This window comes from Bradyrhizobium sp. CCGUVB14 (genome assembly GCF_024199935.1).
In the GTDB taxonomy this organism is placed as follows: domain Bacteria; phylum Pseudomonadota; class Alphaproteobacteria; order Rhizobiales; family Xanthobacteraceae; genus Bradyrhizobium.
In genome coordinates, this window is sequence record NZ_JANADS010000001.1 from 171,003 (window position 1) to 193,672 (window position 22,670).

The following is a 22,670-nucleotide window of genomic DNA, read 5'->3' on the forward strand; positions in this document are numbered from 1 at the left end:
GAGGGAAAAGCGAGAGTCTCTACGACCTCACGTCGCCAGCAGATTCTGCAACGCTGCGCCGTTGGGGACACCCAGGCCGGAGCAGGCATCCCAGCCGGGGCCGGCCTTGTACATGCCGTGCAGATCGCCGGTAATGTCGTTGTTGCCGACCGTGATGTCGCGGAACACGCCTTGTGCATGCGAGGCGTAGATCAGCGGGTTGATGAAGCCGACCGTCTTGCCGAACTTCTTGGTCGTGGCCTCGTTGATGCGAGCGATCAGTCCGGCCATTAGCGGCGCCACAGCGCTGGTGCCGCCGATCGTGGTCATGACGCCGTTGAGGAAGATCTGGTAGCCGGTCGCGGGATCCGCATCGCCGGAAACATCGGGCACGCCGCGCCCGACCGAATGCGACGGCGATTTCGGCACATGTGCGTTGGCCTGGTATTTCGGCTTGGGGAATACGATGCTGACGCCGCCGCCACCGGCGCCGTCCTGCGGACCGCCGTTCCAGACCGTTTCGGTGATGGTCCCGTTCGAGGCCCGCAAATTGGTGCCGCCGCAGGCCAGTGCAAACGGGCTCGAGGCCGGGAAGTCGGCGTGCGGCTTGCCGTCCCATCCCTCGGCCATGTCCGCGGAACCGTTGTCACCGGAGGCGACACAGACGGTGACGCCCATCGCGGCGGCATCGCGGATCGCCTCGTTGAGGCCGTCGACGAATTGCTGCGAGCCGGCCGGATCTTCCGGTCCGCCCCAGCTGATCGAGATTACCGAGGGTTTTCGCGCGCTGTCGTGGACGGCGGCTTTCATCGCGTCGATGAAGCCATTGGTGGTGTTGGGCGCGAAATAGACCACGATCCTGGCGCCGGGTGCGATCGCGCCGGCCACCTCGATGTCGAGCACGACCTCGCCATCGGCATCGGAATGGCCCGGCTTGTTGGCGCCACCGTCGACGCTCGCGGGGACGATCCGCGGCATCGGAATGCCCGCCTTCTTGAAGAAGGTTTTCAGGTCCGAGGTCTTGTAGCCGGCGCCCGTGGGATGACCCTTGGTGTCGATATCGTTGAGCTCGATGATGGCGATGCACTGGCCGGCGCCGGTCTCACCGCCCGGGAAGTTGTAGAGCTGCGCGATCTGCTCGACCGAGAAGCTGCCGCCCTGGCCCGCGCGCGCGGTCGCGCCCTTCTTCGCAAGCTTGCGCCGGAAATGCGGCTGCGCCACCGGCCGGTTGTCCAGGCCATGCACGCCGACCACGATGCCTTCGAGCTCGGCCGGGATCTGCACATTGCCCTTGCGCATGCGATAGGTCGCGCCGTCGTGCTTGACCTTGTCGAGCTTGACGCCGAAGGCGGCGTTCATCGCCTTCACCGTACCGGTCAGCTTCACCGTGCGCGAGGCCAAGTGCACGCTCTTGACGTTGAGCTCGTGGTGATGCGCGAAATCGTCGATCTTGGCGACGTCGGCGGTATCGGCGCCCATCTGTTCGGCGAACTCGGCGCGGGAAAGATATTGCCGCTCGCGCGGTGGTTGCGCGCCGAGTGCCATCACCTGTTCGTCGTCGGAGCGCTTCGCCCGCAGGCGAATACTGATCTCGATTTCCTGCTTGGGATCGGCCGCACCGACGATCTTGGCCCCCTTCGGCAATTTACGGGCGCTGTTCGCCAGCGTGACACGCTTAGTCGAGCTTGCCATGACTTCCTCCGTTTGTGATTGGAAGGCTGATTGTCGCACCTCAACTATAGGTGTAATCTCAGCGGCGAATTGGTTCAGATGATTGAGCGATTTTTTCCGAAATAGTCTTGTTTGGTAGAGTCATTTCTCACTGCCTCAAATCGGCACGGAATCGGTCAATAGTGCGGACCATTCGGCACCTGCTTTTTCGACCTCAGATTGCAACCATTGGCTGGCCTGGCCGACCAATGAAAGACGCTTGTCGACAACAGATGCTTGTCAAAAACAATTGGCGGAGATCGCGCAATGCCTGCTGACCGCAAATGGGTTGAGAAGAATCTCGGCTTCGATCCGATCACCACACCGCCACCGCGCGGGACCTTCGTGGTCAAGCGCATCGCGGATGCCGCCGTGAAGAAGACCGCGAAGGTCGCGCCCGAGGACTTCCAGCGCGAGATCATCGATTTCGATTCCGAATCGACCGAAGGCCGCGAGTTCATGGCCTTCTCGACCGCGACCGGGCTGTCACGCTTCACCGATATTCCCTGGCCCAAGGGGCTCGCACCGCAGACCGGGCCGAAGCCGGGCAATGGCAAGGGCCCGCTGCCGCGCGCCGACGTGCTGGTCGTGACCTGGACGGTCGACGAAGGGCACGCAACCAGCCGCGTGCTGACGCCGGGCAAGGACTCGCACAACGACTACGTCCCCTACACGCACAATTACGCGACCATCTCGAAGAAGATGCGCAATGGCTGCCCGGCCAAGGAGCTGAAACGGCTCGGCGCCTTCTGGACCACGACGATCAACAAGAAGAAGGTCGTCGTCTTCAAGTCAGATTCACACATGTCGCAGGACGGCCCGCAACTGCCGAACATCGACGTCTGGCGCCAGATCATCACCGAGGTGCAGCCCACGCTCGTGATCACCACGGGCACGGCCGGCGGCATCGGCAAAGAGGTCGAGGTCGGCGACGTCGTCGTCAGCCCGATCGTGCGCTTCGACTGCCTCTCGAAGTTCAAGAAGCAACCGTTTGCGCAGGAGCATTTCTCCAGCAAGCCGGCCAAAACGACGAAATTCGCAACGGCCAAGACGCTGTTCAAGGCCAATGCCGGGCAACTGCCGAAGACCAATACAAGGCCGCCGAAAATCTTCGTCGTCGCGCCGAGCGGCCTGTCATCCTCCGTGGTAACCACAGACTTCTTCGGCTTCGACACCTCGGACAATCACTTCAAGCTCCAGGGGCTTGGCGACGTCTCCGAGATGGGCGACGCCATCCTCGGTCTCGTCGCCCAGGAGATGGGCGCCAAGGCGCCGCGCTGGCTCGCGATCCGCAACGTCTCCGACCCGCAGATCAAGGCCGAGGGCACCCTGAAGCAGCAGGAGCAGGTCGCCGCCCAGATCTACAAGGGATTTGGCCGCTGGAGCACGGTCTGCAGCGCCATCGCGTGCTGGGCCAGCATCGTGGCGGAGCCATAGGCCGCGGCGGTCCAAGGTCAGGCCAAGGGTCAGCCTCCCTTGCCGAAGCGGCCCGGGGTGTCTACCTCTCGCGGGTGGTTTGGTGAGAGGTTCCCATGCTGGATGCCGCCGTGAAGGCGCTGTCGCAAATGATGTCGCCGCCGATGCGCACGATCCTGTGGCGATCGATCGGACTTGCACTGGTGCTGATCGTCGTGCTGGCGATCGGGTTGCAGCGGCTGCTGAGCTGGTTCGCGACCTATGGCGAGGTCTGGCTCGAGGGCCTGCTCGGGCCGAGCTGGCACTCGTCCCTCGAAGTCCTCGCCTGGATCATCTCGATTGCGGCCGGCCTTGGCGTCGTGTTCGGCAGCGTATTCCTGATGCCGGCGATCACCTCGCTGGTCGCGAGCTTCTTCGTCGACGACGTCGCCGACGTCGTCGAGCGCGAATATTATCCGGCCGAGCGGCCGGGCACGGCGCTGCCGTTCAACCAGGCCATCCTCGAGGGTATCAAGACGGCGCTGCTGACCCTCCTGGTCTATCTGATCGCGCTGCCGCTGGTGTTGTTTGCCGGCGCCGGTTTCCTGATCTTCTTCCTCGCCGCCGCCTGGCTGTTGGGCCGTGAATATTTCGAGCTCGCCGCGATGCGCTTCCGTTCGCCGGAGGACGCCAAGGCGATGCGGCGCGACAATGCCGCGACCATCTTCACCGCGGGCCTTTTCATCGCAGCCTTCGTCTCGATCCCGATCGTCAACCTGGCGACGCCGATCTTCGGCATGGCCTTCATGGTCCACATGCACAAGCGGCTATCGGGACCGCGGCCCGAGCTGATCGAGCCGGCGCGACAGATGCGGTGACGTTCGCTACGTCACCGCTACCCCGCATTTCCTCAGCACCATCTTGGCGAAGCCGAATGGCGCCGGCCTAAACGGGCCCGGCGGCGCGCGGGTGATCAGGGCGATGAAGCCGAGCGCTGATATCGCCAGCCAGAAGCAGAGCCAGAAGCCGTCGATATAGGCGAGCACATTGGCCTCGCGCGCAACGAAGCTTGCGAGCGTGCCGACCGCGCGCGCCGGCGCCGAACCGACGCCGTGGGCGGCGAAGAGATCGGCAAGCTGCTTCAGCGCACGCACCACATTGACGTCGCCGACCTCCAGGTTCTGCCCGATATAGAAGGAATGGACCTGCTCGCGAACGCGCAACCAGGTTCCCATCAACGCCACGCCGATCTCGGCACCGCCGAGCCGCATGACCTGGATGTAGGCGGCAAAGGCGGTGGCGCGGCTCGGATCGGAGTTGGACAGCAGCGTGATGATCAACGGCAGCAAGGTCAGCGACTGTCCGATCGCCTGGAGCAGCACGATGCCGATGAAATCCTCGCGCGCCCACTCATGGGTCAGTTGAGTCCCCCAGAGATTGGCAGCCGCGAAGCAGGCAAATCCGACGACCGCCACGGTGCGCGTATCGAAATGCCGCAGCAGCCAGATCGAGATCGGCACCAGCACGAACATCGGCAGCGCGCCATAGGTCAGCAACAAGAGACCGCTTTGCTCCGGCCTGAGCAGACCGACATTGCCGAGGAAATTTGGTACCAGCGACGAGTTGGAGAGGCTGGTCAGCGTGTAGAGCAGGATCAGGACCAGGCCCAATCCGATGTTGCGCGAGAACAGCACATCGACATGGGCCCAGGGCTGGCGCACCAGCGATTCATTGACGATGAAGCCCGCGAACAGCACCGCGCCGCCGACGAGCAGCGCCATCACCGTCCCGGAGCCCAGCCAGTCGAGCCGATTGCCCTGGTCGAGGCCGGCATAGATCATCGAGACCGCGACGCCGAGCAGCAGCATGCCGCCCCAATCGGCCTCGCGCAGCAGCGCGCGGTTCACAGGCTCGCTCGGCGTGCCGAGATAAACCATCAGGCCCATCAGGGGCGCGATCACCACGCTCTGCCAGTAGACCCATTGCCAGCCGAGATGATCGACATAGAAGCCGACCAGCGAGCTCGACGTGTCGAAGGCAAAGCCGACGCGGATCGAGTAGAGCGAAATCGCCGGCAGCCACCAGCGCATCGGCAAGTTCCGGAATATGATCATCAGCGTCGCCGGCACGAAGGTGCCGAGCAGGAGGCCATGCACGACGCTGAGCGCGATCAGCGTCGGATAATCGTGCACCAAGGGAACGATCAGCGAGATCACGGCATAGATCAAGCTCGGGATGCCGAGCACGCGGCGCAGGCCGAACGCGGTCGCAAGCCACGGCACTGCGGGCGCGATCAGGATCTGCGATCCGATGCCGGCGGTGGAGAGCCACGCACCCTCGTCGAATGAAAGCGAGAACGCGCCGCGCAGATCCGGCAAGCCGACTGTGGTCAGGCGGCTGTCGACATTGGTGAGGAACGAGCCGAGCAGCACGGCCGCCACGGCAAACAGCGGCTGAGGCGCGATGCCGCCGCGCGAGACCGGGCCGCGACTGGCGTCGTCATTTTCCGCCATCCGCGCCCTTCGTATCGATGCTGGTGACGACAGACATGCCCGGCACGAGCCGCGCCAGCAAAGGCTGGTTGTCATCGAACTGGATGCGCACGGGAATACGTTGCACGACCTTGGTGAAATTGCCGGTCGCATTGTCGGGCGGCAGCAGCGCGACCTGCGCGCCGGTCGCGGGCGCAATGCGCTCGACCTTGCCCCGCAGCTTCTCGCGCGAAAAGCTGTCGACGGTGATCTCGACAGGCTGCCCCGGCATCACGTGCGTGAGCTGGGTCTCCTTATAGTTCGCGATCACATAGACCTTGGGCAGCGGCACGACGTTGATGAGGTTGGTGCCGATGTTGACATAATCGCCCGGCTGCACCTGGCGTTCGCCGACGACGCCATCGAACGGCGCCGTGATCTTGGTGTAGCCGAGCTTGAGCTTGACGCTCGCCAGCGTCGCCTTGGTGGCGTCGAGATCGGCGGCGCGCTGCTTCTTGGTGCCTTGCAGGACCTCGAGCTGATGCTGCTGGGCCGCGATCACGGCGCGGCTGGCGCGCACATCGGCTTGCGCCTTGGCGAGGCCCGCAACCGCCTGCTCGAGCCGCTGCCGCGTGCCGGCTTCGGTCTGCGTCAGCGATTGCTGGCGCTCCTGCTCCTGCTTGGCCTCGACCTCCAGCGCTTCCGCCGACAGCCGCGCGGCCTCGGCCTGTGCGATCGTCGCGTATTGCAGCTCGATCTGGTTGGCCAGATTGTCGAGCACGGCTTGCGCGGCGGCGACCGCGGCCTCGGACTGCGCGACCTGGGCCTCGTAATCGGCGGGATCGATCTGGATCAGGAGATCGCCGGCCTTGACGCGCTGGAAGTCGTCCACTGCGACGGTCAGCACTTCGCCGGAGACCCGGCTCGACAGCCGGGTCAGGTCGGCGCGCACATAGGCGTCATTGGTGGTCTGAACCACGGCATTGCCGACCCATTCGTCGAAGCGCAATGTCGCCAGCGCGACGAAGACGAGCGCGACGATCACGGCAAACATCGGGATCGCGAGACGGCTCCAGAGCGAGGACGCCGGCCGCTGCGTCGGCTTCGGCGGCGGCGCCGGCGTGGCTGCGGGTGGCGGTGACGGAACTTGTTCCTGCTGACTCAACGAATGCCCCCAAAACCACTTGGCCCGAACGCCACGTTCACACCGTCTTCTCCGGCCACCGGCAGAGATCGTTGATCAGGCAAACCTCGCAGCGCGGCTTGCGCGCGAGGCAAGTATAGCGGCCGTGCAGGATCAGCCAATGATGGGCATGCAGCATGAACTCGGCCGGGATCACCTTTTCGAGACCAAGCTCGACTTCCAGCGGCGTCTTGCCGGGCGCGAGTCCGGTGCGATTGCCGACGCGGAAGACGTGCGTGTCGACCGCCATGGTGTGCTCGCCGAAGGCCATGTTGAGCACGACGTTGGCAGTCTTGCGTCCCGCGCCCGGCAGCGACTCGATCTCGGCCCGCGTGCGCGGCACCTCGCCGCCGAAATCGCTGAGCACCTTGGCCGACAGCGCGATCACGTTCTTGGCCTTGGTACGGTAGAGGCCAATGGTCTTGATGTATTCGCGCAGGCGCTCTTCGCCGAGGTCGAGCATCTTCTGCGGCGTGTCCGCGATCTCGAACAAGGCGCGTGTGGCCTTGTTGACGCCGGCGTCGGTTGCCTGTGCCGACAACACCACGGCAACCAGCAGCGTGAACGGATTGACGTGCTCGAGCTCACCCCTCGGCTCGGGATTGGCCTGTTGGAAACGGCTGAAGACCTCGCGAACTTCCGCCGGCGTCCAGGGTTTAATAGAATTGGGTTTGATGCCCTTGAGGGATTTCTTCGCAGGCGCCTTTGGTTTGGCCGTGGCCGCCTTTGCCTTTTTCTTCGGCACCGCCGCTTTGCGCGAGGCCGGCTTGCGGGTGATTTTCGCCATGATCGGGATATACTGAGGGACGATGAGCACAGGCAACGAAATTGAGCGCAAGCCTTCTGAAGATCCGCGCGAACAGCAGATCTTCTCCGCGCTGCTGACGCCGCACCGCTCGCTGAACCGCACCGGCTTCCTCGCCGTGATGCTGTTCCTGAGCGTCGTCAGCTTCGTCACCGGAATAGTCTTCCTGATGAAGGGCGCTTGGCCGGTGCTCGGCTTTTTCGGCCTCGACGTGCTCGTGGTCTGGTGGGCCTTCAAGGTCAATTTCCGCACCGGACGGGCGCGCGAGGAGATCACGGTCACGACCTCCGAATTGCGCGTGCGCCGCGTCAGCCACCACGGCCAGGTGGCCGAATTCATCTTCAATCCGCTCTGGGTCCGCCTCGACATGGAGGTCGACGAGGATTTTGGCATCGAGCATCTCTACCTGATCTCGCGCGGTCACCAGATCCAGATCGCACGTTTTTTAGGGCCCGATGAAAAAGCGAGTTTTTACAAAGGCTTGATCGAGGCGCTGAACGCCGCCAAGCGCGGCCCGACCTACAACCCGGTGACCTGAAGCGCAGTCGGAAATCGGGTGGTTTCGCATCCCTGCCGCGCCTACATTTCCGACCATGATGACACTCGCCATACATGACCAGCGCCTGGCCAAGCCGGGCCCCCAGAACGCCGCGCTGCGCGACTACGATTCCGTGCGCCGGGCCATCGCGTTCATCTCGGAGAACTGGCGCGCGCAGCCGACCATCGAGGCGATGGCCGACGCGGCCGGCGTCACGCCGGATGAACTGCACCATCTGTTCCGCCGCTGGGCCTCGATCACGCCGAAGGCCTTCATGCAGGCGCTCACCCTCGACCACGCCAAGGGATTGCTGCGGGACTCCGCCAGCATCCTCGACGCGGCGCTCGACTCAGGGCTCTCGGGTCCGGGCCGGCTGCACGACCTCTTCGTCACGCACGAAGCGATGTCGCCAGGCGAATGGAAGAACGGCGGCGCGGGCCTGACCTTGCGCTACGGCTTCCATCCCTCGCCGTTCGGCACTGCGATCGTGATCGCGACCGATCGCGGCCTCTCGGGTCTCGCCTTCGCCGACCCCGGCGAGGAGAAGGCGTCGCTGGCCGACATGACGCGGCGCTGGCCGAACGCAACTTACATCGAGGATCACGAAGGCACCGCGCCGCTGGCGCAACGCATCTTCGACACCAAGCTGTGGCGGCCGGACCAGCCGTTGCGGGTGGTGATGATCGGCACCGATTTCGAGGTGCGGGTGTGGGAGACACTGTTGAAGATCCCGATGGGACGCGCGGTGTCGTATTCCGACATCGCCTGCAACATCGACAATCCGAAAGCCTCGCGCGCCGTCGGTGCAGCGGTCGGAAAAAACCCCGTCTCCTTCGTCGTGCCGTGTCACCGCGCCCTCGGCAAGAGCGGCACGCTCACCGGCTATCACTGGGGCATCACCCGCAAGCAGGCAATGCTGGGCTGGGAGGCCGGGCAGCTGGGGATGCAGTAATCGTCGCGCACGCGGCGCGCGATGCCTCCCGCTTGCGGCATCGACCGGTCACGATCGTTCGGGGATGACCGGCAAGACCACGTGCGACGGGCGATCGCGGTCCAGATAGATGCTGTTGCGAGCCACCCGGCGCGAGAGGCCCTTGCCCTCGGATGCGCCGGTGTTCGGGTTGACGTCGAAGTGAGGAAAATTGCTCGACGAGACATCGAGCCGGATACGGTGCCCGCGCTTGAAGAGATTGGCGGTGGGGAAAGCCTCGACCGTCACTGCAACGGGTTCGCCCGGGTGCAGCAGCTCGGGCTTCTCCCAGGAATTGCGATAGCGCAGCCGCAGGATGCCGTCAGTCAGGTTCATGGCGAAGCCCTGCGGATAATCATCAGACGACGGATAGACGTCGATCAGCTTGATCGTGATGTCGGTATCGAGCTGGTCGGACGAAACCCAGAGATGAGCCACGATCGGCCCGGTGATTTCGATGTCGCGATCGAGCACCGGCGTCTCGAAGACCAGCACGTCGGGGCGTGCGGCAAGCGGAAGATAGGGCTCGCGCGAGCCGAAGAAGCGCGGTCCCTCGGTCTGGTCAAACGCCCCGCCAACCATCACGGGAGCGCCCGAAGTCACCGTACCACCGATCGTCGGCACCGGATGCGCCGGATCGAAATCGAAGGTCAGCGGCTCGACTGCTGCCGCAGGCAACTCCGGCGCCAAACGGCCGTTCTCATGCAGATGGTAGGCCGTATTGCGCGCGTCCGGGATAGGCCAGTCCTTTTCGGCGCGCCAGCGTCCGCCGTGGTCGAGCCGGCCTGCAGCATTGCGGCGGCCGGAGCCGCCTCCCATGACGAAAATCCGTACCGCCGGCTCTTCGGCCACACCGTTGGGCTCGCCTTTCAGCCAGGCGTCGAACCAGCGCAATCTCAGGCTCAGATAATCCTGCGCCAGATTGCGGTCGAGCGTGGCGGCCGGCCCGAAATCGACGTCGCCTGCATAGGTCAGCGAGCGGTCGCCGTGCGTCCAGGGGCCAAGGATCAGCCTGACCGGGCCCTTCTTGCGAGCCTTGAGACCTATATAATTTTCGGACGCCGTGCGCGGATAGGGATCGTACCAGGCCGACATGTGCACCATCGGCGCGTCACTGAACTGGTCGTAATAGCCAGCCGCGTGAATGCCGATCTGCTTCCAGTAATCGTCGAAATTGCCGTGTTCCCACTGGTCGTAGACATAGTTTTCGTATTCGGGAGCGGGCGTCAGCGGAGAATGGCCGCGCTTCCAGGGCATGCGCGCGAACCAGGCCTTCAGGTCGATGGCCTTCATTTCGGCGAGCCGGATTGGATCGTTCTGAACCGCCGGGCTGACCAGTCCGTTGTTGAAGCCCCAGGTCACCTGCTTCAGTTCGAACGCACCGCCCTGGCGAATCCCGCCCTGGTAGGAATTGGAGAAGCCGCCGCTGTCGAGAAACATCGCGGCAATGCCTGGCGGGTTGGTGCAACCGAGCGCGCCCTGGGTATGAGCCGCGTAGGATAGCCCCATGGTGCCGATCTTGCCGTTGCACCACGGCTGAGCCACGATCCATTTGCAGCAATCGTAGCCATCGTTTCCGTCGCTCAGATATTTGACGAACTCGCCCTCGGAATCATAGCGCCCGCGGCAGTCCTGATAGATCACGACATAGCCGGTCCTTGCAAAGAACGCCGCAACCTCGGCACGCGATTTCGGCTTCGGCTCCGCGACGGATATTTCGGATCGACTGACGATATTGCGGCCGTAGGGGGTCCGCTCGAGAATGACGGGAAACGGACCGGGCAGTGCCTTCCCGTTCAGCGCGGGGCGATAGACATCGGTGGCAAGCCTGATGCCGTCGCGCATCGGCACCATGAGTTTGGCTTCGAGGATCACCTCGTAGGATTGGGCCGCCTTTCCGGCGCCGGCGACCGACATCAAACCAAGGCCAATGCCGAGCTTGGCGGCTTCACGTCGGGAGATTCCGCTCCGTGCCGAACCGTCCATGGAGGCCCGCCCTTTCTGCGCCGCTCCGCACCAGCTCCCGAACGATTACGACGCCAGATCCAGCTTCGACGCCACCGTCGAATCCGCATTGAGCCGATAGATAATCGGCACGCCGGTCGCGAGCTCGCGCTTCAAAATGCCTTCGGGCGACAGCTTCTCCAGCACCATGATCAGCGCGCGCAGCGAGTTGCCGTGGGCGGCGACCAGCGTACGCTTGCCGTTGAGCACGCCGGGCAGGATTTCCTGCACGTAATAGGGCAGCGCGCGCGCCAGCGTGTCCTTCAGGCTTTCGCCGCCGGGCGGCGGCACGTCGTAGGAGCGGCGCCAGATCAGCACCTGGTCCTCGCCCCACTTCTTGCGCGCGTCGTCCTTGTTGAGGCCGGAGAGATCGCCGTAGTCGCGCTCGTTCAGCGCGAGGTCCTTCGAGGTCGGCAGTCCCTTCTGGTCGAGCTCGCCGAGGATGAGATCGAGCGTGTGCTGCGCGCGCGTGAGCACCGAGGTGTAGGCGACGTCGAACACGAGGCCCTGTGCCTTCAGCTTGCGGCCCGCCTCGGAGGCTTCCTTCACGCCGAGCTCGGTGAGATCAGGGTCCTTCCAGCCGGTGAACAGGTTCTTCAGATTCCATTCGCTCTGGCCGTGCCGCACCAGCACGAGAAGACGTTCGCTCATTGACAGTTTCCGTTGCTTGCTTGGTTCAGATGTCAGCGAGGCCGAGCACATCGGCCATGGAGTAGTGTCCCGGCTTCTTGCCGTGCGCCCACAACGCCGCTTTCAGCGCGCCGTGCGCGAACAGCATGCGGTCCTCGGCGAGATGCGACAGCGTCAGGCGCTCGAACTGGCCGAGGAAGGTCACGCTGTGCTCGCCGGCGACGGTGCCGCCGCGCAACGAGGCAAAGCCGATCGCGCCGGGCTTGCGCGCGCCGGTGATGCCGTCGCGACCGCGTTCCGAATGCTCATCGTCGAGCGGGATGCCGCGACCGGCAGCCGCCGCCTGGCCCAGCATCAGCGCAGTCCCCGAGGGCGCATCAACCTTCATGCGGTGATGGGACTCGACGATCTCGATGTCGAAATTCTCGTCGAGCGCCTTGGCGACGCGCTTGACCACGGCGGCGAGCAGATTGACGCCCAGGCTCATATTGCCCGACTGAACCACGACCGCGCGGTTGGTGACGCTCTTGATCACGGCGTTGTCGGAAGCCGACAGCCCGGTGGTGCCGATGACATGGACGAGCCCGCGCTCGGCGGCGATCGCGACATTGGCGATGGTCGCGGCCGGCACGGTGAAATCCAGAATGCCGTCGGCGTCCTTGGACATCGCCCAGAGATCGGCGGACAGCTTGATGCCGTTTTCGGGCAGGCCCGCGAGCACGCCGGCATCCTTGCCGAGCAACTCCGAGCCCGGCGCCTCCAGGGCGCCTGCGAGCACCGCGCCTTTGCTGTCGGCAATCGCCCGCGTCAGGGCGCGGCCCATCCGGCCACCGGCTCCAGCAACAATCAGGCGCATATCTGACATGGTTTGATCCTCTCAGCGCCGTTGTAGCGGCGGGATGCAGTTCCGGCAACCGAGAGGCCATGGGCGCACGGCGCGCTCCCACCCTCCCCTAGAGGGGGAGGGTCGGCTCACATGGAGCGAAGCGAAATGTGAGACGGGGTGAGGTGACAGTCTCTCCACAACGGACAGTGCCCGTGTGGAGAGATCACCCCACCCCACCCGCGCTTCGCGCGATCGACCCTCCCCCTCCAGGGGAGGGTAAAGAAGACCGCGCCTCAGCCGTCCGACGGCTGCGGGCCGTCATAGCCCTCGATGATGATGAGGTCGGCGATCGAGTGCGGTTGGCGCACCTTGATGTTGGCCTGGTATTCCGGGGAATTGTAGCAGGCGATCGCGGTCTGGTAGTCCGGGAATTCGATCACGACGTTGCGGGTGCGGCTTGCACCTTCGACGGTGGTGAACTTGCCGGCGCGGACGACGAAGCGGCCACCCCATTTCTTGAAGATCGGACCGTTGGCGACGGCGTAGGGCTTGTAACCCTCGTCGCTGCTCACGTCGACGCGTCCGATCCAGTAGCCTTTTGCCATTGTTCTTCTCCCTGGGTGTTGGTTAGGCAAGCGCCTGCGCAATCTCGACCTGGATGGCCTCTGCAATCGCCTTGGGGTCGGAGGCTTCCACCACCGGCCGCCCGACGACGAGATAATCCGCGCCCGCGACAATCGCACGACCGGGCGTCATGATGCGCTTCTGGTCGCCGGTTGCCGAACCCGCCGGGCGAATGCCGGGGGTGACGAGATGCATCTGGTGGCCGACGATCTTGCGCAAGGCTCCGACTTCCTCGGGTGAGGACACGAGCCCGTCGACGCCAAGCACCTGCGCCTGCTGCGCGCGTGCTTCGACCAGCTCTGAGACGCCGAGCCGGTAGCCGGCCGCGTGCAGATCGTCCTCGTTGTAGGAGGTCAGCACCGTGACGGCGAGGATCTTCAGCTGCGAAGAGCCGCGGCCTTCGACGGCGCCCTTCATGGTCTGCGGATAGGCGTGCACGGTGAGGAAGGTCGCACCCAACTTGGTGATGCTCTCGACGCCTTGCGTCACGGTGTTGCCGATGTCGTGCAGCTTGAGATCGAGAAAGACCTTCTTGCCCTTGTCGGCAAGCTTGGCGACCAGCGGCAAGCCGCCGGCATAGGCGAGGCGATAACCGATCTTGTAGAAGGTGACGCTGTCGCCGAGCCTTGCGATCATCGCCTCCGCGGCATCGACACTGGGTAAATCGAGCGCAACGATCAGGCGGTCTTTCGGGGCGATTTCGGCTTGCGTCATGTCACCTCACATCATGCGTTGGGAAATGTCGATCAACTGCCGCACCATCTCTTTCATGGCGTCGATATCGCCCTGGTTCTTGAGCCTGTCCATATCGTCATAGGCCTGGTCGGCAAAGGCGAGCGTGAGCTGGCTGGCAATCACATTGGCGTGGCAGGATGTCAGGATCAGCCGCAACGCTTGCAGCGCGCGGGCCGCACCAAGCCGGCTCTGCGAAGCACCGGCAAGCGCGAAGGCGCGGTTGCGGAAGACGTCGCCACGCGCCTCGTGCAGATCCTGCACGCGACTGACCCAATCGATCGCATTCTTGAGCAGCGGCGGCACCGAGGCGTTGTACTCGGGCGAGACGATCAGCACGCCATGATGCGTACCGATCATGCGCTTGAGATTGATGGCGTGCTTCGGGATGCCCGACTTGGCCTGGAGATCGCCGTCGTAGATCGGCAGCGGAAAATCGGCGAGCGAGATGCGGGTGACGTCGACGCCGGCCTGGGCGAATTCATAGGCGGCGACCGCGGCCAGCTTCGCGTTGTGCGAGCCGGTGCGCAGCGAGCCGGGAATGACCAAGATTTTCGGGGCTGACATCCTCTTCCATACGTTCGGCGAAACGAGCCCGCCGCGCATGAAAGGAAGCCGGCGGAATTAGTCCTTGCGATACACCCAGACGCGGGCCGGCGGAAGGTTCATCCAGATCCGTTCCGAGGCCTCTGTGGACACGCCGGGCAGCGATTTCGGGATCGGCGGCACCACCGCATAGGTGAACTGGACGAAGGGCGCGCCGGGCGAGAGCGCCGTAAAGGCATCGCGGATCAGCCGCAACCGCGTCAGCATCGGTTTCGTGACCAGCGGCAGGCCGGACACGACGGCGGAGGCGGGCGCGCTCAGCACGTTCCAGAGCGTGTCGCGCAGGCGGTAGGCATCGCCCTGCACCACCTTGGCCTGCGGATAGCGGTCGCGCAAAAGCGCGCAGAAGCCGGGATTGTATTCGACCAGGACGAGGCGCTTCTGATCAACGCCGCGCTCGACCAGCGCCGAGGTGATGGCGCCGGTGCCGGGCCCGAGCTCGACCACCGGAGCATCCGAATCGATATCGACGTAGTGAGCCATGGTCCGGGCAAGCAGCTTGCCCGACGGCATCACCGCACCCATGTGGAGGGGCTTTTCGATCCACGATCTGAGAAAGCGCACCTCGTCATCAAGACGAGGCTTCTTCAACGCACGCGCGGACGACGGCAATGGCATGTCTGGACCGGACGGGACGAGACCGCATGATCGCGGCGTGTCAGAAAATGGTCATAAACACGTATAGGCCGAAGGCGGTACGGTCAAGACGGCTCAACTCGCCCGATTACCGAAGAAATCCTTGACCTTGGTGAAGAAACCCTCGGATTCCGGCTGGGTGTTGCCGGAGGAGAGCTTTTCGAACTCGGCCAGCAATTCCTGCTGCTTCTTGGTGAGGTTCTGGGGGGTCTCGACCACGACCTGGACGTACATGTCGCCCATCTGGCGCGAGCGCAGCACCGGCATGCCCTTTGATGCAATGCGGAATCGGCGGGCGGACTGGGTTCCGGCCGGCACCTTCACCTTGGCCTTGCCCTTGTCGATGGTCGGCACCTCGAATTCACCGCCGAGCGCGGCCGTGACCATCGAGATCGGCACGCGGCAATGCAGATCGGCGCCGTCGCGCTGGAAGAACTGGTGCTGGGCCAGCGACAGGAAGATGTAGAGGTCGCCGGGCGGGCCGCCACGGACGCCGGCTTCGCCTTCGCCGGCGAGCCTGATCCTGGTGCCGTCCTCGACGCCTTGCGGAATGTTGACCGACAGCGTCCGCTCGCGGGTGACACGACCCTGGCCCGAACAGGACGGGCAGGCGTCCTCGATCATCTGGCCGCGGCCCTGGCAGCCGGGGCAGGTGCGCTCGAGGGTGAAGAAGCCCTGCGACTGCCGCACGCGGCCGGCGCCGCCGCAGGTCGAGCAGGTCTTCGGCTTGGTGCCGGCCTTGGCGCCGATGCCCGAGCAGGCCTCGCAGGTGACGGAGACCGGGATCTCGATCTGCGCCGTCTTGCCGCCAAAAGCTTCCTCGAGGGTGATTTCCATGTTGTAGCGCAGGTCCGCGCCACGCTCGCGGCCGCCGCGGCCGCGCTGCCCGGCCATGCCGAACAGATCTTCGAAGATGTCGGAGAAGGACGAGGCGAAGCCCGCGCCGAAACCGGCGCCGCCGCCACCGGGACCGCCCTGCTCGAAAGCGGCGTGGCCGAAACGGTCATAGGCCGCGCGCTTGTCCTTGTCCTTCAGGACCTCGTAGGCCTCGTTGATTTCCTTGAACTTGACCTCGCTGCTGTCGTCCCCGGGATTGCGGTCGGGGTGAAACTTCATCGCAAGCTTGCGGAAGGACGATTTCAGGACCGAATCGTCGGCAGAGCGTTCGACTTCGAGGGTTTCGTAATAGCAGCGCTTGGTGGACATTTCTGACTCGGCCTATCCAATCGCGATTCAAGTCGGGGCGAAGCAACGTCGCCACGCGACCATATAGGCAGCCTTCCGCGCGATGGCAGAGGGCTGCATGGCAGCGTTGAGCTTAGTGGCTGGGAATTGATTGATCGTAACGGGACCGATCGAAACAGATCCGCCGCCCGTCGCACCCGACACGAAAGCCTCCCCCCTGAGGGGGGAGGCCATTGCAGTGTGTGGGGTCCAAGCCGTCCGCATCATACCCTCTCGGGCTTAAGCGGACTTCTTGTTGTTCTTGTCGTCGTCGACTTCGGTGAATTCCGCGTCGACGACGTCATCCTTGGCCGCATCCCTCTTGGCGTCGGCCTCGGCTTGCTGCGCGTACATGGCCTCGCCGAGCTTCATCGAAGCCTGGGCCAGCGTGTTGGTCTTGGCCTTGATCGCCTCGGCATCGGTGCCCTTCAGCGCTTCCTTGAGGTCGCTGACGGCGTCCTCGATGGCGCGGCGCTCGGTCTCGCCGACCTTCGAACCGTGCTCGGCCAGTGCCTTCTCGGTGGAATGCACGAGCGCGTCGGCGTGGTTCTTGGCATCGACCGCCTCGCGGCGCTGCTTGTCGGCCGCGGCATTGGCCTCGGCGTCCTTGACCATCTTGTCGATGTCGGCTTCCGACAGGCCGCCCGAGGCCTGAATGCGGATCTGCTGTTCCTTGGCGGTCGCCTTGTCCTTGGCCGAGACGTTGACGATGCCGTTGGCGTCGATGTCGAAGGTCACCTCGATCTGCGGCATGCCGCGCGGAGCCGGCGGAATGCCCATCAGATCGAACTGGCCGAGCATCTTGTTGTCGGCCGCCATTTCACGCTCGCCCTGGAAGACGCGGATGGTGACCGCGTTCTGGTTGTCCTCGGCGGTCGAGAACACCTGGCTCTTCTTGGTCGGGATCGTGGTGTTGCGATCGATGATGCGGGTGAACACGCCGCCCAGCGTCTCGATGCCCAGCGACAGCGGGGTCACGTCGAGCAGCAGCACGTCCTTGACGTCGCCCTGGAGCACGCCGGCCTGGATCGCGGCACCGATCGCCACGACTTCGTCCGGGTTGACGCCCTTGTGCGGCTCCTTGCCGAACAGCTGCTTCACGACTTCCTGGACCTTCGGCATGCGCGACATGCCGCCGACCAGGACGACTTCGCCGATCTCACCGGCGGTGACGCCGGCGTCCTTCAGCGCTTTGCGGCAGGGCTCGACGGTTTTCTGGACGAGGTCGTCGACCAGCGCTTCGAACTTGGCGCGGGTGAGCTTCATCGTCAGATGCTTCGGACCGGTCTGGTCCGCGGTGATGAAGGGCAGGTTGATCTCGGTCTGCGTCGTCGACGAGAGCTCGATCTTGGCCTTCTCAGCGGCTTCCTTCAGGCGCTGCAACGCGAGCTTGTCGTTGCGCAGGTTGATGCCCTGCTCCTTCTGGAACTCGTCGGCCAGATAGCCCACGAGGCGCATGTCGAAGTCTTCGCCGCCGAGGAAGGTGTCGCCGTTGGTCGACTTCACCTCGAACACGCCGTCGCCGATTTCGAGAATGGAAATATCGAACGTGCCGCCGCCGAGGTCGTACACGGCGATCGTGCCGGTCTTGGTCTTGTCCAGACCATAGGCCAGCGCAGCCGCGGTCGGCTCGTTGATGATGCGCAGCACTTCAAGGCCCGCGATCTTGCCGGCGTCCTTGGTGGCCTGACGCTGGGCGTCGTTGAAGTAGGCGGGAACAGTGATGACCGCCTGGTCGACCTTCTGGCCGAGATGGGCTTCCGCGGTCTCCTTCATCTTCTGCAAGATGAACGCCGAAACCTGCGAGGGCGAGTAGGTCTGGCCGTCGGCCTCGACCCATGCGTCGCCGTTGGAAGCCTTCACGATCTTGTACGGAACGAGCTTCTTGTCCTTCTCGACCATCGGGTCGTCGTAGCGGCGGCCGATGAGGCGCTTCACTGCGAAGAACGTACGCTCTGGATTGGTTACGGCCTGGCGCTTGGCAGGCTGGCCGACGAGGCGCTCACCGTCGTCCGTCACGGCGACGATCGAAGGCGTCGTGCGCATGCCTTCGGAATTCTCGATGACTTTGGCGTTCTTGCCATCCATTACGGCGACGCACGAATTCGTGGTGCCGAGGTCGATCCCAATGACCTTTCCCATGGTCCTGATATCCTTGTTTTTGCGGCAGGTTGGCTGGGCCCAGAAGGCACCCGAACCGAAACCCCCTAAGATCAAACATTCGCGATATTGCGATGGTTGACGCTCATATAGGAGGGGGGGAGGGGCCCGCAAGGACCGAACGCAAGTTTCGGCCGTGAAAACATTGGGTTTTGGAAGATCATATCCGGGCTCAACCGCCCTTGCGGGTGAGGAAATATTAACAGGTTCGGCGATCTGCCGGCCCTGCCGCCGTGGTCGGCCCCGGCCCTGTTACCGGCGCGCCAAACCCGCTACAAGGCCGACCTGCCGGACAGCCTCGCCATGGGGCCGCCTCGCGCGACAAAGCGGCCCAATCGCCGACCATTGAACGGCCTCAATGTGAACCAATCAGAGTGCCCATGAAGCTGACCCGCCCCCTCGCCGCGCTCGCCCTGCTCGTTGCCACGGCACTTCCGGCGCTTGCCGCCGATGCCGTCTACCCGCCCGGCTTGCGCCTCGGCATGGTGCCGCTGGTCGGATTGAACACGGCCAAAACCTTTCCGGGCTTCGAGAACGAGGATGGCAGCGTCAAGGTGCTGGTCACCGAACTGCCGCCGGCGGCTTACGGCGAGGTCGTGAGCGCCTTCACCGCCAATCCGGCCGGCAACAATGGCGTCAAGCCGGACAAGATCGAGACGCCGGCGGGCCTTGCCTATTTCACCACCGAGAGCGGCAAGGCCGGCACGACGCCGGTGAAGCGTTATTCGATGATCGTGCCGGGCACCGGCTTCTCCGGCTATGTCGCGGTGCAGGTCCCCGAAAACGCGTCGAAGATCTACACCGATGACGCGGTCCGCCAGATGTTTGCGACCGCCACCACCCGCAAGGAAGTGTCGGCTGACGAGCAGATCGGGCTGATGCCGTTCAAGATCACCGATCTCGCCGGCTTCAAGGACGTCCGCACGCTGGTGCCGGGCTCGAGCCTGATCCTGGCCGACGGCAACGAAGCCTCGGGCTATGAATCGAAGCCCTTCATCATCCTCGGCCTGATCGGCGCCACCCCGCAGCAGGCTGACGACCGCGCCCGCTTCGCCCAGGAAGCCGCGCTCCAGATTCCCGGCGTACGCGAGTCCCGCGTCACCATGTCCGAGCCAATCCGCATCAACGGCCAGCCGGGCTTTGAGACCCGGATCGACGGCGTCAGCGGCAAGGACAAGACCCCGGTGACGGTGGTGCAGTGGATCCGCTTCGGCGGCGGCACCTCGCTGCGCATCATCGCCAGCGCGCCGCGCGACCAATGGTCGGACGCCTTCACCCGCTTCCGCGCCGTGCGCGACGGCATCCAGCCGAAGGGCTAGCACGGCTCGTCCAGCACCCTCGGTGTCGTCCCGGCGAAGGCCGGGACCCATAACCACAGGGAGAGGTTGTTGGGCGAACTGGTAACTCCGAGTCGTCGCATAACTATTGCTGCGGCGTATGGGTCCCGGCCTTCGCCGGGACGACGGCGATGTTGGGGCTGGCAGCTCAACCGCTAGCCAAAGCCGGCTGCATTTTCGGGCTTTTGTTCGTACACGAACGGAATTAGGCTTCCCTCCATTGGATCAACCTTTGAGGGGAGGTGGACGATGCTGGACCGACGACAAATCTTGGCGGCGCTGGGAACCACGGCGCTCGCGAGCCTCGCACCAAGCGCACTTTTCGCAGCAGCCTCGATCAAGCCGGATGACACCTCCGCGCTGCTGGTGATCGACGTGCAGAACTGCTTCCTGCCCGGCGGCAGCCTCGCGGTGAAGGAAGGCGAGCAGGTCGTGCCCGTCATCAACAAGATGGCGAAAGCGTTTTCGAACGTGGTGATGACGCAGGACTGGCACACGCCCGGCCACGTCTCGTTCGCATCGGTGCATTCCGGCAAGAAGCCGTTCGAGACCATCGACCTGCCCTACGGCAAGCAGGTGCTGTGGCCCGACCATTGCGTGCAGGGCACCGACGGTGCCTCGTTGTCGAAGGACCTTTCGATCCCGCAGGCCGAGCTCATCATCCGCAAGGGTTTTCACAAGGACGTCGACAGCTATTCGGCGTTCCTCGAGGCCGACGGCAAGACAACGACTGGCCTTGCCGCCTATCTGAAGTCGCGCAAGATCAAGCGCGTCTTCGTTGCGGGTCTCGCCACCGATTTCTGCGTCGCCTGGACCGCGCTCGATGCACGCAAGGCGGGCTTCGAGGTCTATGTCGTGGAAGACGCCTGCCGCGGCATCGACAATCAGGGCTCGCTCGCGAAAGCCTGGGCCGACATGGCCAAGGCCGGCGTGAAGCGGATTCAGTCTGCGGATATCGCGGTGAGCGCGTAAGGCGCTCACGTTGTCAAACCTTGATGATGAGGAGACGCGCGCGAGCGCGCTCCTCAAAATCGCTCAGTTCGCTTCGTTGCTGTTCGCAGCCGGCGCGGGCTTGGCGCCACCCTTGGCGACGCCGACCAGCGCGGGGCGCAGCACGCGCTCGCCGATGGTGTAGCCGGCCTGCATGACCTGCACGACGGTGCCTGCGGGCACCGACGCATCCGGCACCTCGTACATCGCCTGCTGGAAGTTCGGATCGAACTTCTGGCCCTGCGGATCGAACTTCTTCACGCCATGCTTTTCCAGCGCGTTGAGCAGCGAACGCTCGGTCAGCTCGACGCCCTCGATCAGCGCGGTCAGCCCGGGATCGGCCGCCGCACGCGCTTCGGCCGGAACGGCATCGAGCGCGCGCTGAAGGTTGTCGGCGATGTCGAGCACGTCACGGGCAAAGCCGGTGACGCCGTAGAGCTTGGAGTCAGCGACCTCCTTGGCGGTGCGCTTGCGCAGATTTTCCATCTCGGCCAGCGTCCGCAGCATGCGGTCGCGCGCCTCGGCGGCTTCCTTCTGCAGCAATTCCACCGAACCCGGCTCGGGGTCGTCGGGCATGATGTAGGGTTTCGACACCACGGGCTCGCCGGTCGCGGCAGTCGTGTCTTCGGGTTGCCGGTCTCGATCGGTCATCGGCTCTCTTTTCGAACTGGTCTTACGGGATTTTGCTGGCCCGGATATCGTGCTTCGGGCGCTGAAAATCAAGCGCCCGTGATCGGCTCAAATGCCGGTCAGCCCCCCAGCAGGCGGCTGACGATGCGGGCGGCGTAGTCCACGGTCGGGATCACACGGGCATAATTCAGCCGTGTCGGCCCGATCACGCCCAAAACGCCGACGATGCGGCCGGCGGCATCCCGATAGGGCGAGATGATGGTGGAGGACCCGGAAAGCGAAAACAGCTTGTTTTCGCTGCCGATGAAGATCCGAACGCCCTCGGCGGTTTCCGCGCGCCCCAAAAGGTCGATGACGCCGCGCTTGGTCTCGAGATCGTCGAACAGCAGGCGAACGCGCTCGAGATCCTCCAGCGCGTGCAGGTCCTCCAGCAGATTGGCGTGGCCGCGGACAATGAGCTGGCGGTCCTCATTCTCGCCGCCAGACCAGCTCGCGATCCCGGCCGAGATCACCTTTTGCGTCAATTGATCGAGCTCGGCGCGAGCCTCGCCCAGCGCGGTTTCCAGCTCGAGCCGCGCCTCGGCGAGCGTCCGGCCGCGAATCCGCGCATTGAGGAAATTGCCGGCTTCGATGATGGCGGAGGAGGGAACTCCCGGCGGCAGCGTCAGCACGCGGTTCTCGACCTGGCCGTCCTCGCCAACCAGGATGACCAGCGCCTTTTCGGGTTCCAGGCGGACGAACTCGATGTGCTTCAGCCGCGTATTCGATTTCGGCGTCAAAACGACGGCCGCGGTGCGGGTGAGACCCGACAGCCGCGTCAGCGCTTGATCGAGCGCCGCCTCGACTGATTGGGCCTGACCGACGGAGGTCAGCTGGCTCTGGATCGACTGCCGCTCGGCCTCGTTGAGATCGCCGACCTGCATCAAGGCGTCGACGAAGAAGCGCAGGCCGAGTTCCGTCGGCAGCCGGCCGGCAGACGTGTGCGGGGCGTAGATGAGGCCGAGATGTTCCAGATCGGCCATGACGTTGCGGACCGAGGCCGGCGACAGCGGCATCGCGATCAGCCGCGAGATGTTGCGCGAGCCCACCGGCTCGCCGGTCGCGAGGTAGCTTTCGACAATTTGACGAAAGATGTCGCGTGAACGCTCGTTGAGCTGGGCGAGGCCTGCGCGCGGCGCGATCAGATGGATCGGATCGTGATGGGCCACAGACGGTAACTC

21 protein-coding genes are annotated in these 22,670 nt (G+C 64.4%); 6 read left to right on the forward strand and 15 right to left on the reverse strand.

Features of this window, described 5'->3' with window-relative positions; genetic code table 11:
• Positions 1-27 precede the first annotated feature (27 nt).
• Positions 28-1,671 (reverse strand): protease pro-enzyme activation domain-containing protein, encoded by a 1,644-nt coding sequence (locus NLM32_RS00785; protein WP_254127331.1) that lies wholly within the window; start codon positions 1,669-1,671, stop codon positions 28-30.
• A 285-nt stretch (positions 1,672-1,956) separates the two neighbouring features.
• On the opposite strand from NLM32_RS00785, the gene NLM32_RS00790 reads away from it, so the two are divergent.
• Together NLM32_RS00790 and NLM32_RS00795 are read left to right on the forward strand one after the other, a co-directional pair.
• On the forward strand, positions 1,957-3,126 hold the full coding sequence (locus NLM32_RS00790) for a hypothetical protein (RefSeq protein WP_254127332.1): 1,170 nt from the start codon (positions 1,957-1,959) through the stop codon (positions 3,124-3,126).
• A 95-nt stretch (positions 3,127-3,221) separates the two neighbouring features.
• The gene (locus NLM32_RS00795) at positions 3,222-3,962 is read left to right on the forward strand and encodes a sulfate transporter family protein (RefSeq protein WP_254127333.1); all 741 of its coding nucleotides are present in this window, start codon (positions 3,222-3,224) and stop codon (positions 3,960-3,962) included.
• A 6-nt stretch (positions 3,963-3,968) separates the two neighbouring features.
• On the opposite strand, the gene NLM32_RS00800 is transcribed toward NLM32_RS00795, so the two are convergent.
• From NLM32_RS00800 to nth, 3 genes are read right to left on the reverse strand one after another with little or no spacing between them, the layout of a single operon-like run.
• The gene (locus tag NLM32_RS00800) at positions 3,969-5,597 is read right to left on the reverse strand and encodes an MFS transporter (protein ID WP_254127334.1); all 1,629 of its coding nucleotides are present in this window, start codon (positions 5,595-5,597) and stop codon (positions 3,969-3,971) included.
• Positions 5,584-6,720: an HlyD family secretion protein gene (locus tag NLM32_RS00805; protein ID WP_254127335.1), complete on the reverse strand. Its 1,137-nt coding sequence runs from the start codon at positions 6,718-6,720 to the stop codon at positions 5,584-5,586. Before NLM32_RS00805 ends, NLM32_RS00800 begins: the two co-directional genes overlap by 14 nt.
• A gap of 37 nt (positions 6,721-6,757) precedes the next feature.
• Positions 6,758-7,525: an endonuclease III gene (gene nth / locus NLM32_RS00810; RefSeq protein WP_254127336.1), complete on the reverse strand. Its 768-nt coding sequence runs from the start codon at positions 7,523-7,525 to the stop codon at positions 6,758-6,760.
• 22 nt (positions 7,526-7,547) lie between these two features.
• Here nth and NLM32_RS00815 point away from each other — a divergent pair, with 22 nt between their 5' ends.
• Positions 7,548-8,081: a DUF2244 domain-containing protein gene (locus NLM32_RS00815; RefSeq protein WP_254127337.1), complete on the forward strand. Its 534-nt coding sequence runs from the start codon at positions 7,548-7,550 to the stop codon at positions 8,079-8,081.
• 55 nt (positions 8,082-8,136) lie between these two features.
• Complete coding sequence (locus tag NLM32_RS00820; RefSeq protein ID WP_254127338.1) at positions 8,137-9,033, forward strand: bifunctional helix-turn-helix domain-containing protein/methylated-DNA--[protein]-cysteine S-methyltransferase; 897 nt, start codon at positions 8,137-8,139, stop codon at positions 9,031-9,033.
• 48 nt (positions 9,034-9,081) lie between these two features.
• Here NLM32_RS00820 and NLM32_RS00825 read toward each other — a convergent pair whose 3' ends face one another.
• From NLM32_RS00825 to dnaK, 9 genes are all read right to left on the reverse strand, one after another.
• A complete protein-coding gene (locus NLM32_RS00825) occupies positions 9,082-11,037 on the reverse strand; it encodes a CocE/NonD family hydrolase (RefSeq protein WP_254127339.1) in 1,956 nt (651 codons plus the stop codon).
• A gap of 45 nt (positions 11,038-11,082) precedes the next feature.
• Positions 11,083-11,706: a 2,3-bisphosphoglycerate-dependent phosphoglycerate mutase gene (locus NLM32_RS00830; RefSeq protein WP_254127340.1), complete on the reverse strand. Its 624-nt coding sequence runs from the start codon at positions 11,704-11,706 to the stop codon at positions 11,083-11,085.
• A 25-nt stretch (positions 11,707-11,731) separates the two neighbouring features.
• Positions 11,732-12,550, reverse strand: coding sequence for a 4-hydroxy-tetrahydrodipicolinate reductase (dapB, locus tag NLM32_RS00835; protein ID WP_254127341.1), 819 nt, complete (start codon positions 12,548-12,550; stop codon positions 11,732-11,734).
• Between the two features lie 254 nt (positions 12,551-12,804).
• Positions 12,805-13,116 carry a DUF1330 domain-containing protein gene (locus tag NLM32_RS00840; RefSeq protein ID WP_212301930.1) on the reverse strand — a complete coding sequence of 104 codons (312 nt, stop codon included), beginning with the start codon at positions 13,114-13,116 and terminating at the stop codon, positions 12,805-12,807.
• 22 nt (positions 13,117-13,138) lie between these two features.
• Positions 13,139-13,849, reverse strand: a complete 711-nt coding sequence (gene pyrF / locus NLM32_RS00845) for an orotidine-5'-phosphate decarboxylase (RefSeq protein ID WP_254127342.1) — start codon at positions 13,847-13,849, stop codon at positions 13,139-13,141.
• Between the two features lie 6 nt (positions 13,850-13,855).
• A complete protein-coding gene (locus NLM32_RS00850; RefSeq protein ID WP_254127343.1) occupies positions 13,856-14,434 on the reverse strand; it encodes an NADPH-dependent FMN reductase in 579 nt (192 codons plus the stop codon).
• Between the two features lie 57 nt (positions 14,435-14,491).
• Positions 14,492-15,091 (reverse strand): class I SAM-dependent methyltransferase, encoded by a 600-nt coding sequence (locus NLM32_RS00855; RefSeq protein WP_254127344.1) that lies wholly within the window; start codon positions 15,089-15,091, stop codon positions 14,492-14,494.
• A gap of 93 nt (positions 15,092-15,184) precedes the next feature.
• On the reverse strand, positions 15,185-16,315 hold the full coding sequence (gene dnaJ, locus NLM32_RS00860) for a molecular chaperone DnaJ (RefSeq protein WP_254127345.1): 1,131 nt from the start codon (positions 16,313-16,315) through the stop codon (positions 15,185-15,187).
• A gap of 258 nt (positions 16,316-16,573) precedes the next feature.
• Positions 16,574-18,475, reverse strand: coding sequence for a molecular chaperone DnaK (dnaK, locus tag NLM32_RS00865; protein WP_254127346.1), 1,902 nt, complete (start codon positions 18,473-18,475; stop codon positions 16,574-16,576).
• 398 nt (positions 18,476-18,873) lie between these two features.
• Between dnaK and NLM32_RS00870 the strand changes: the two genes are divergently transcribed.
• Entirely contained in the window at positions 18,874-19,812 is a 939-nt protein-coding gene (locus NLM32_RS00870; RefSeq protein WP_254127347.1) for a hypothetical protein, read from the forward strand.
• A 267-nt stretch (positions 19,813-20,079) separates the two neighbouring features.
• The gene (gene pncA, locus NLM32_RS00875) at positions 20,080-20,802 is read left to right on the forward strand and encodes a bifunctional nicotinamidase/pyrazinamidase (protein ID WP_254127348.1); all 723 of its coding nucleotides are present in this window, start codon (positions 20,080-20,082) and stop codon (positions 20,800-20,802) included.
• A gap of 63 nt (positions 20,803-20,865) precedes the next feature.
• On the opposite strand, the gene grpE is transcribed toward pncA, so the two are convergent.
• On the reverse strand, positions 20,866-21,471 hold the full coding sequence (grpE, locus tag NLM32_RS00880; RefSeq protein ID WP_254127349.1) for a nucleotide exchange factor GrpE: 606 nt from the start codon (positions 21,469-21,471) through the stop codon (positions 20,866-20,868).
• A 98-nt stretch (positions 21,472-21,569) separates the two neighbouring features.
• Complete coding sequence (gene hrcA / locus NLM32_RS00885; RefSeq protein ID WP_254127350.1) at positions 21,570-22,658, reverse strand: heat-inducible transcriptional repressor HrcA; 1,089 nt, start codon at positions 22,656-22,658, stop codon at positions 21,570-21,572.
• Between the last annotated feature and the right edge of the window lie 12 nt (positions 22,659-22,670).